The organism is Okeania sp. SIO2F4 (assembly GCF_010672385.1).
Classification (GTDB): Bacteria; Cyanobacteriota; Cyanobacteriia; order Cyanobacteriales; family Microcoleaceae; genus Trichodesmium.
Window position 1 is genome coordinate 1 of record NZ_JAAHGT010000321.1, and the last position, 9,564, is coordinate 9,564.

Annotated in this window: 6 protein-coding genes; 3 read left to right on the top strand and 3 right to left on the bottom strand. The window is 38.0% G+C overall.

From position 1 onward, the window contains the following. Together F6K22_RS19995 and F6K22_RS20000 are read right to left on the bottom strand one after the other, a co-directional pair. Positions 1–286: Hpt domain-containing protein (locus tag F6K22_RS19995; RefSeq protein ID WP_363273977.1), on the bottom strand; the 286-nt coding region annotated here is incomplete at its 3' end. 633 nt (positions 287–919) lie between these two features. After that, positions 920–2,098, bottom strand: coding sequence for a M20 family metallopeptidase (locus tag F6K22_RS20000; RefSeq protein WP_293101662.1), 1,179 nt, complete (start codon positions 2,096–2,098; stop codon positions 920–922). Between the two features lie 405 nt (positions 2,099–2,503). On the opposite strand from F6K22_RS20000, the gene F6K22_RS20005 reads away from it, so the two are divergent. Further along, the gene (locus tag F6K22_RS20005; RefSeq protein ID WP_293101665.1) at positions 2,504–2,779 is read left to right on the top strand and encodes a CU044_2847 family protein; all 276 of its coding nucleotides are present in this window, start codon (positions 2,504–2,506) and stop codon (positions 2,777–2,779) included. Between the two features lie 235 nt (positions 2,780–3,014). After that, the gene (locus F6K22_RS43085) at positions 3,015–4,367 is read left to right on the top strand and encodes an SUMF1/EgtB/PvdO family nonheme iron enzyme (RefSeq protein ID WP_375340176.1); all 1,353 of its coding nucleotides are present in this window, start codon (positions 3,015–3,017) and stop codon (positions 4,365–4,367) included. 1,038 nt (positions 4,368–5,405) lie between these two features. Here the strand turns inward: F6K22_RS43085 and F6K22_RS20020 are convergent. Further along, positions 5,406–6,071, bottom strand: a complete 666-nt coding sequence (locus F6K22_RS20020) for an SDR family oxidoreductase (protein WP_293101673.1) — start codon at positions 6,069–6,071, stop codon at positions 5,406–5,408. 917 nt (positions 6,072–6,988) lie between these two features. Here F6K22_RS20020 and F6K22_RS20025 point away from each other — a divergent pair. Then, positions 6,989–9,400, top strand: a complete 2,412-nt coding sequence (locus F6K22_RS20025) for a GUN4 domain-containing protein (protein WP_293101668.1) — start codon at positions 6,989–6,991, stop codon at positions 9,398–9,400. Positions 9,401–9,564: the final 164 nt, after the last annotated feature.

The window sequence follows — 9,564 nt, forward strand, 5'->3', positions numbered from 1 at the left end:
TTCCTTTTAAAAATTGAGATTCTACCGTTTGGTCAATATCAACAGGATGTTCTCGAATTATTTTGAAACAATCTTCTAAACGGTGAGCTACTTTTTTGACACTGTGCATTCCCAACATGGCAGCTCCACCTTTTACAGAGTGAGCTGCTCTAAACATATCATTAATAGTTTCAGAATCTGACATTGTAGACTTCAAATCTACCAACCCATTTTCTAAGGTTACTAAATGTTCTTCTGCTTCCATGATAAACAATTGCTTAATTCGTTCATCTTGTTCTGATGCCACAATATTTCTCCTTTTTCAGTTATCAGCTTTTTCAGTTATCAGTTATCAGTTATCAGTTATCAGTTATCAGTACCTCCGGCTGAATTTCAGTTATCAGTTATTAGTTAGCCTCCTGACTCTTAACTGTCTCTTGTCTCCTCCGGAGGAACTGCTTTTTGCAGAGGAGCTGCTTCTTGCAGAGGAGCTATCCTACGGAATGTTCCACAAAAGCAATTCAAGTCGCTCCGCGAAACGTTTTTTCCTTACGGAATACTCCGCAAACATGTCGCGGAGCGTTAACGGAGTTGTGCGGTAGCAAAACAGTACCGACCACTAAAGTCAAACCCATCTTACTAACTTAATTTACTACTTCTATTTTAATATTTTTTTGCTGATAGTTAGCAGATAATTTATCGTTTAAAAGACCTGTAGGATGCAGCTTCAAACCCATTTTTTTCAGTAAATTTTTTTGTATAGCAATTACAAGTTTGGTTAGGACAATTTAGCCTTACTAAAACTAGTCATCGCAAACATCAAACTTTTAACTTTTATAGTGAATTTCATCTTAGTCAGGTATACCATTAGCGGGCAAGATACCCGCACTCCTGTAACTTTAATAAAACTACCAAAATTTTGACTTTTAACTTTTGACTTTTAGCGATTGTGCCAATATTTATAGGCAGAATAAGCCAAAATGACCACACAAGTAACAATAGAAGATTCATCTACCTCAAACTGGGGATGATGAAGAGGATAGTTATGTTTGTCTTTGTGTCCCACTCCTAGACGAAACATCATACCTGGAACTTGGTCCAAATATACAGAAAAATCTTCTGCACCAAGGGAAGGCTCTGGTAAAATAGTAACCCGATCGCTTCCCCAAGCCTCCAAAGCTACTGACTCAACTAACTGAGTCAATGCTGGGTCATTTTGTACAGAGGGCACTCCCTGACGATAATTTAGTTCATACTTAGCGCCATAAGAACTACAAACATTGGCCACAATATTTTCAATCCATGCAGGTAATTCTTTGTGGGTATCTGGATGGAGCGATCGGACAGTTCCCAGCATTTTTACTCGATCTGCTATCACATTTGGCGCTCTACCGCCACTAATCTTACCAATTGTTAACACTACAGGTCTCAAAGGATTATGAGTCCTACTAATAGCCTGTTGTAAATTAGTAATTACCTGAGAAGCAATCCAAATGGCATCTGTAGCTTCGTGGGGACGGGCACCATGACCAGATTCTCCGATAATTGTCAATTCCAAATCATCAGCAGCAGCAGTTAGTACCCCATGGCGAATACCGACCGAACCTGCGGGAATAGTCGGATAAGTATGGACTCCTAAAATTGCCTCTACATCCTCCAGCGCTCCATCTTTAATCATCCAATTTGCACCTTGGGCAATTTCCTCAGCTGGTTGAAACAGAAAACGTACATTACCTGGTAGGGGTTCTCCCAACTCAGACAATACCATCGCTGCACCTAAACCCACTGTTGTATGGACATCGTGACCGCAGGCGTGCATAATGCCAAGATTACGGGAGGCAAAATCTAAATCAGTACGTTCTGTGATGGGCAAAGCATCCATATCAGTACGAATGGCCAGCCATTGATGAGTATTGTTACTACCTTTGAGTTCCCCCAGAACCCCAGTTTTACCAATAGCTTCCCGGACATGAAGACCGCAAGAAGATAATACACCTGCGACATAGGCAGCAGTTTGGTGTTCTTGGCCACTTAATTCTGGGTGGGAGTGAATATGGCGACGAATTTCAATCAGACGAGGTGCAAGGGTAGTTGCTAATTCTTTAATTCTGGTCAGCATAGGTAATTTTTTGCCTATTCTTTCAATTTATCTAAATTAGCAAAAAGCCTTTTTCTTAGTTGTTAAAGCGATCGCTTCCTTAGAAGCTGTTTGTAAATTCATAAAAACCTCTCTCCAAACCTCTCTCCTACAAGGAGAGAGGCTTTGAAACCCCCCTTCCCTTTAAGGGAAGGGGAGCAGGGGGGTTAGGTTTGCGCGGATTCATCAGTTCCATGGAATACTTATCAAACACCTTCCTTAATTTTGTGTTTATCAAAAAAATTGGGTCTAAAACCCCGCCTAAATGGCGAAATGTTTTTAGAGAGTTGCTCTAATCTCCCTGACAAAAACAACTTCTGACTTCTAACTTCTGACTTCTGACTTCATTAATTTCCCCTGGTATTTTGCTGATTTGCTTGACATAGAATGGCAGTTAAATTCAGTCATCAACGTTATATGGCCACCAGATTAATTGAACTAGAAGATGGGATTTTAGTTGAAGCGGAAGTCCCGAAAGATGAAGCAAAACCAATTTCTACTAATGTGATTAAACAAGTTAAATCTAGTTTTGCTAAAGTTAAACCTATATTAATTAGTATTAGTCGCCCTATTGCTGAGGCTTGGCAAGAAATTAATAAAGATATGGAAATTGAGCAAGCTGAGGTGGAAGTGGGTTTTAATTTTGAGGGGGAAGTTCATTAATTGATAATTGATAATTGATAATGGATAATTGATAATTACCTCTGGTTAAAACCGTTACGGAATTGAATATTGGGAAATATCATTTCTTTTTTTCCCCTATCCAAGGGGAGGCTTTAAACCAGAATTATTTAATTATTAATAACTAATTAATAATTCGGTAATTTATATGTTACTAAAGGAAAGGCTGGTACAAACTTAAAAGTTAAATTAGTGCTGAAACCTAAACAATTAGAGAATGATTAGACAGTTAGAAAAATCTATTGTTTTAATTACCAGTGCCGACGACAGAAAGAAAAATGTTATTGGCACTGGATTTACTTTTTATAGAGAACAAAATTATACTTATTTGCTGACTTGCGCTCATGTTGTTGAGGATGTGGGTGGTGAGGAAAGTTTATTGGTGGATGGTATTTCCCCAGAAGTTGTGGCAATGGGAGATATTCAGGGTTTTGATTTGGCAGTTTTGCGAGTTGAAAACCTAAATAACCTATTGTTGCAGTTAATAAATTTATCTGAGGCAGAGAATAAAAAGTTTCAGATACCAGGTAACTATCTCTATGGTGAAGAGAAAAAAAGAAGGCTCAAAATTGTTGAAGGAGTTGTGGGGAAAAAGAGTTTCCTGACTCAAAATAATCAAAGGGTTATTGCTTGGGAATTATCGATCAATTCAGGCGATCGCCTCCGTAAAGGTTATAGTGGCGCACCTGTTGTTGACGGGGTAACTGGTGATGTCTTGGGTGTAGCTACCAATATGGAAAAAGATGGAGCGGAGGGGTTAGCTATTTCTGTAGAAGCTTTGATCAATATTTGGCCTGGAATGCTTCTTACTATTTTTCGACAACTTAAATCTTTTACTGAAGATTTGGATGAAGGCGCGATGTTGGAAATGGTAGCTATTCCTGGCGGTACTTTTATTATGGGTTCGCCAGAAAATGAAGAGGGAATGCGTGATACTGAAAGTCCTCAACATGAAGTTACTCTGCAACCTTTTTATATGAGTAAATATCCTATTACTCAAAACCAATATCAAGCCATTATGGGTAAAAATCCCTCTTACTTTAAAGGAGGAAACCGCCCAGTAGAATGTGTGTCATGGTACGATGCAACAGAATTTTGTCAAAAGCTATCTCAGAAAACTGGGAAAATATACAAACTACCTAGCGAAAGTCAGTGGGAATATGCTTGTCGTGCTGGAACAACTACACCATTTTATTTCGGAGAAACTATTACCACTGATTTAGTTAACTACAATGGCAATTTTACTTATGGCAACTCCCCTAAAGGTAAATATCGAGAAGAAACAACGGATATAGAAATTTTTCCTCCTAATGCTTTTGGTTTATCTGATATGCACGGCAATGTTTGGGAATGGTGTGCTGATAACTGGCATAGAAACTATGAAGGTGCGCCTACTGAGGGCAGTGCTTGGCTGGAAAATGATGACAACTCTGCCGTACTGCGTGGCGGTTCCTGGTACGGCATTCCGTCTCACTGCCGTTCCGTGTATCGCTTCAACGTCATTAGGCGCGACTACCACCTCGACTCTTTTGGTTTTCGTATTGTGTGTGGTGGCGGGAGAACTCTTTAACCCTTTTTTCTTTAACCCTTTTTTCTTTTCCCCTCTTTTTTCTTTTCTCTTTTGTTTCCGCCATAAGGCAGTCGCGATTTTTTTTTGAGAGTTGCCATTGCGGACTTACAGTGATTATAATTGTCATTGCGTTAGCGTAGCTTTGCGATAGCAAACGACAGTGAAGCAATCTCGTAAGTATTGAGATTGCTTCGGGGTATTGTGGTTAGGGATGAGAAATTAATGGTAAAATCTCCCCTCGCAATGACCATTTTGGGAACTCAAAACTGCTCAATTCAAATCCGTTCCAGTTGTCATTGCGTTAGCGCAGCTTTGCGATAGCAAACGATAGTGTTTGCGGAGCAGTCCGTCAGGATAGCAATCTCAGGGTATTAGAGATTGCTTCCTTCCACTCCGTTCCAGTCGCAATGACTTAGAGTAAATCTCCCCTCGCAATGACGATTTTTGGAATTCAAAACTGCTCAATTCAAATCCGTTCCAGTTGTCATTGCGTTAGCGTAGCTTTGCGATAGCAAACGATAGTGTTTGCGGAGCAGTCCGTCAGGATAGCAATCTCAGGGTATTAGAGATTGCTTCCTTCCACTCCGTTCCAGTCGCAATGACTTAGAGTAAATCTCCCCTCGCAATGACGATTTTTGGAATTCAAAACTGCTCAATTCAAATCCGTTCCAGTTGTCATTGCGTTAGCGTAGCTTTGCGATAGCAAACGACAGTGTTTGCGGAGCAGTCCGTCAGGATAGCAATCTCAGGGTATTAGAGATTGCTTCCTTCCACTCCGTTCCAGTCGCAATGACTTAGAAGCTGTTTGAGAAGTGCTGCATGGAACCGATGAATCCGCGCAAACCTAACCCCCCTGCCCCCCTTCCCTTGTAGGGAAGGGGGGTTTCAAAGCCTCTCTCCTCGTAGGAGAGAGGTTTGGAGAGAGGTTTTTATGAGTTTACAAATAGTTTCTTAGAGTAAATCTCCCCTCGCAATAATCGACAATAAAGTAACAACCCATATTTTCTGTTGATTATAATTTATCCAGATATTCCTTAACTACCAAGGCAAGACTTCACCCTTGGCGTGCCAAAAAGTTCCTGTATTTTCTAAGTTTAATTCATCAATTCTAGCCAATAAATTTTTGGCAGATTCTTCTGGAGAAATTCCTGTAAAATTCGTCATCCTAGTGCTAACCAAACCAGGATGTAAAATTGCTACAGCAATTCCCTGTGGTTTTAAATCAACAGATAAAGATTTACCAGCCATACTAACAGCAACTTTTGACATTCGATAACCGTAGGAACCGCCGGAACTATTATCATCAATTGAACCCATTCTACTCGTAATAATGGCAATTTTTCCACCAGATTCCATCAAAGGTAATAAAGCATGAGTTAGTCGCAAAGTTCCTATAGCATTCACTTCAAATTGTTTGCGAATACTATCAAAATCTAAATCATCTAGATAGTTGCTTTTTCTTTCGACTATTCCAGCGTTATTAATTAGTACGTCTAATTTGACTCCTTGGAGACGATTAACCAAACCGTTTATATCTTGTTCCGAAGTAATATCTACTTTTGTTTCTACAGAAATTCCTAAACTTTCTAATTCCCCATCTGACTCGCGACAAACAGCAATTACTTTATTACCTTTGCTATGAACTTGTTTACATAATTCTTTGCCAATCCCACGATTAGTTCCTGTAATTAAATAAGTTGCCATAATCGACTTTTTTCCCTTAATTGCTGATAATTTTGCTAGTTGATTATAACATAAAATCGACGCAATTTTAGCAGGCAATTGAGTCAATTTTACCTGTAGTTGTATAGCTAAAATAGTGCATGATTATAGTACAAAAGATTTCAGTTTGGTGAGGTATACTCCTGGAGATCCCCCCTAACCCCCCTTGTTCAAGGGGGGAACCGGAAGTCCCCCTTAAAAAGGGGGATTTAGGGGGATCGTTAATACACCTCACTAGAGTTAAAATCGCTATACTTCAATGTATTTGGAATCTGCTATATTATTTAATTTATTGCAATTTGACGATAATTATTTACTTTTAAACTAATGTCTGAATCTACGGAAAATTCAAAGCAAAATAATACGCTAGGAGACCAACCTACGACAAAAGATGAACTTGGTTTTACTCCTTAATTGTGGTAAAAAAAACCTAACCCCCCAACCCCCTTCCCTACCAGGGAAGGAGGAGAATATTTCCCCCCTATCCTTGCAGGAGAGGGGTCAGGGGAGAGGTCTTAATTATCCTCAAAGTTACCTACAAAATAAATTTGGAGAGGCTAGGAGTATAATTGAATTTATTGCAATTTGACGATAATTATTAACTTTTAAACTGATGCCAGATTCTACGGAAAATTCAAAGCAAAATAATACGCTAGGAGACCAACCTACGACAAAAGATGAACTTGGTTTTACTCCTTAATTGTGGTAAAAAAAACCTAACCCCCCAACCCCCTTCCCTACCAGGGAAGGAGGAGAATATTTCCCCCCTATCCTTGCAGGAGAGGGGTCGGGGGAGAGGTCTTAATTATCCTCAAAGTTACCTACAAAATAAATTTGGAGAGGCTAGGAGTATAATTGAATTTATTGCAATTTGACGATAATTATTTACTTTTAAACTAATGTCTGAATCTACAGAAAATTCAAAACCAAATAATACGCTAGGAGACCAACCAGAGACAAATGACTACCTTGGTTTTACTCCTTATGTTATAGCAATGGCTGAATTTTTAACTCATAAAGATACTAAACCGCCACTAACTATTTCTATCGAAGGTGAATGGGGTAGTGGTAAGTCTTCTTTTATGAAACAACTTGAATCTGAGGTTAAAAGGAAGTCTAAAGAATTAGATAAGGAAGATTTAAAAGAAATTAAGAAGAAGGATAAATTTCTTAGATTGTTTAAATTCAAGTTTTGGCAATTGAGATTTAAGCAGAAAACTAAAACTGTTTGGTTTAATGCTTGGCGGCATGATAAATCTGAATCTCTTTGGGCTACTTTTGCTCTCTCTTTTTTAGAACAATTATCTAAAAATCGCAATTTATCTGATATTTTATATAATTTCTGCAGTTACTTAATTCTAATCGGGAATCGTCTTGACTGGAAAAATAAACCAGTGAAATTTCTCCAGACTTTGGTAATAATATGGTTAATGGCAACTATTATTGCTTCTGTTCCAATTGTTGTATTTTTTCCAGATAAAGTCGCGGGAATTTTTCCTTTTTATGAAAGATTGGCAGATATTGTCAAAACAGATTCAGATGCAGAAGAGGAAGATGAAAAAGATGAGCAAAAAACTGATAATAAAGAAGAAGAAAATAATCAACTTTTAAGTTTCTGGTTACAATTGGGTGGTTATGGTGCTGGGTTTGCTGGAGTAGGAAAACTTCTGGCAATATTAAAGGATTTAATTGGCGACCAGAAAATGGATTTGACTCAATATCTTGAGCATCCTGATTATGATAAACAAGTTGCTTTTATTGAAAAGTTTCACGAGGATTTTTCTAAAATTGTTAATGCTTATGTGGGTAAAAATGAGAAGATTTATGTTTTTATTGATGACCTTGACCGTTGTGAATTGGGTAAATCCGCAGATTTATTACAAGCTCTAAATATGATGATTTCTAATGACCCAAAGATAATTTTTATTTTGGGTATGGATAGGGAAAAAGTAGCAGCAGCTATAAGTTTTAAACAAAGAAATGTTATTCCTTTTCTAGCTTCAGCGATCGCCGAAAATCAAGGAGAAGAAAATGAAAGTCAAAAGTTGAGCAAAAAGGTTGATTATGGTTTTAGTTTTCTGGAAAAGTTTGTGCAATTATCATTCTCGGTTCCTACACCTTCTCAAAAGACGCTGGATAGTTTTGTTGAAAAAATCTTAGAAATAAAAGCTTCTCCAGAAAAAGAAGAAAAACGCTTTTTTTGGATTCCTCATAGTTTAATTGTTGAAGTATTGAATTTTACTAAATTTTTTAGAAAAGTGGAAAAAACAGAGGCAGAAGAGTCTTCTGTTTCAGAACAAAATTCAGAATCTCAAGAGGCTAATATTTCATATCCAGATTTACCTATTTTCCCAATTATTGAAAAAGATTTAGATCAAGAAAGCCTCAAATTAGCCACCCGGATAGTTGCTGATTTTTTTGATTATAATCCTCGTCGTTTAAAACAATATATTAATGCACTGAGACTCAAGATTTATATTGCCTATTATTCTATTGGAGTTACTTTTGCTGAAAGAGAAACAATAACCACAGAACAAATAGCTAAGTTTACTGCTATTACCCTCAGATATCCCCGCCTTCTTTTGGAACTAAAGAATAATAATCAACTACTTGCTAAGTTAGAAAAAGATGCTGTTGATAAATCTCTTCTATTAACTAATTCCATCATATTTAGTCCTGAATCTACACCCAATAATCAGGAAACAGGAAATGCAAATTATTGGATTGATAATTACCCTAAAATTCGACAATTACTTTGCTCTGAAATGACATTGGATAATGAGCAAAAATCTGGCAAAAAGTATATTTTTGACAATGGTTCGACTAAAAAACTCCTGGAAGTTTCACCACAACAAAGTTTACCTTCTAAATATTTTAAACTGCGTGAATTCCTAGCTGCTAAAAATTGGAAAGAGGCGGATATGGAAGCTTATCGTGTTATGTTACAAGTTGCAGGGCGAGAGGAGAAACATTTCCTAAGGGTCGAAGATATAGAGAAATTTCCTTGCGAAGACCTCTGCATAATAGACCAGCTTTGGGTAAAATACAGTGATGGTAAGTTTGGCTTTTCTGTGCAAAAGAAAATTTATCAAAGTTTGGGTGGTACGAAGGAGTATAATAAAGAAGTATACGAACAGTTCGCTAACAAAGTCGGGTGGCATGATAAAAAAGGATGGTTAGGTTACTCAGACTTATACGCCCCCCTTGCGCGTTACACGGGACACCTACCAATAGTATTGTGGGGTATCGTCTGGGGGTGGGAGGAGGAGAGGCGGGGGTTGTGTACTCTTCTCTCGCGCAGAGACTTGTAGACTTTAACATATAAGCGTTTCAGTATTGTGTAGGTTGGGTTGACGTAAGGAAACCCAACAAAAATCAACGGTGCTAATACAGCCATAATGGTACAGCAAGTTGAGAAGTTTTCTGTTGGGTTGCGCTGTCGCTTAACCCAACCTACGGTTTATAGTATTGTGTA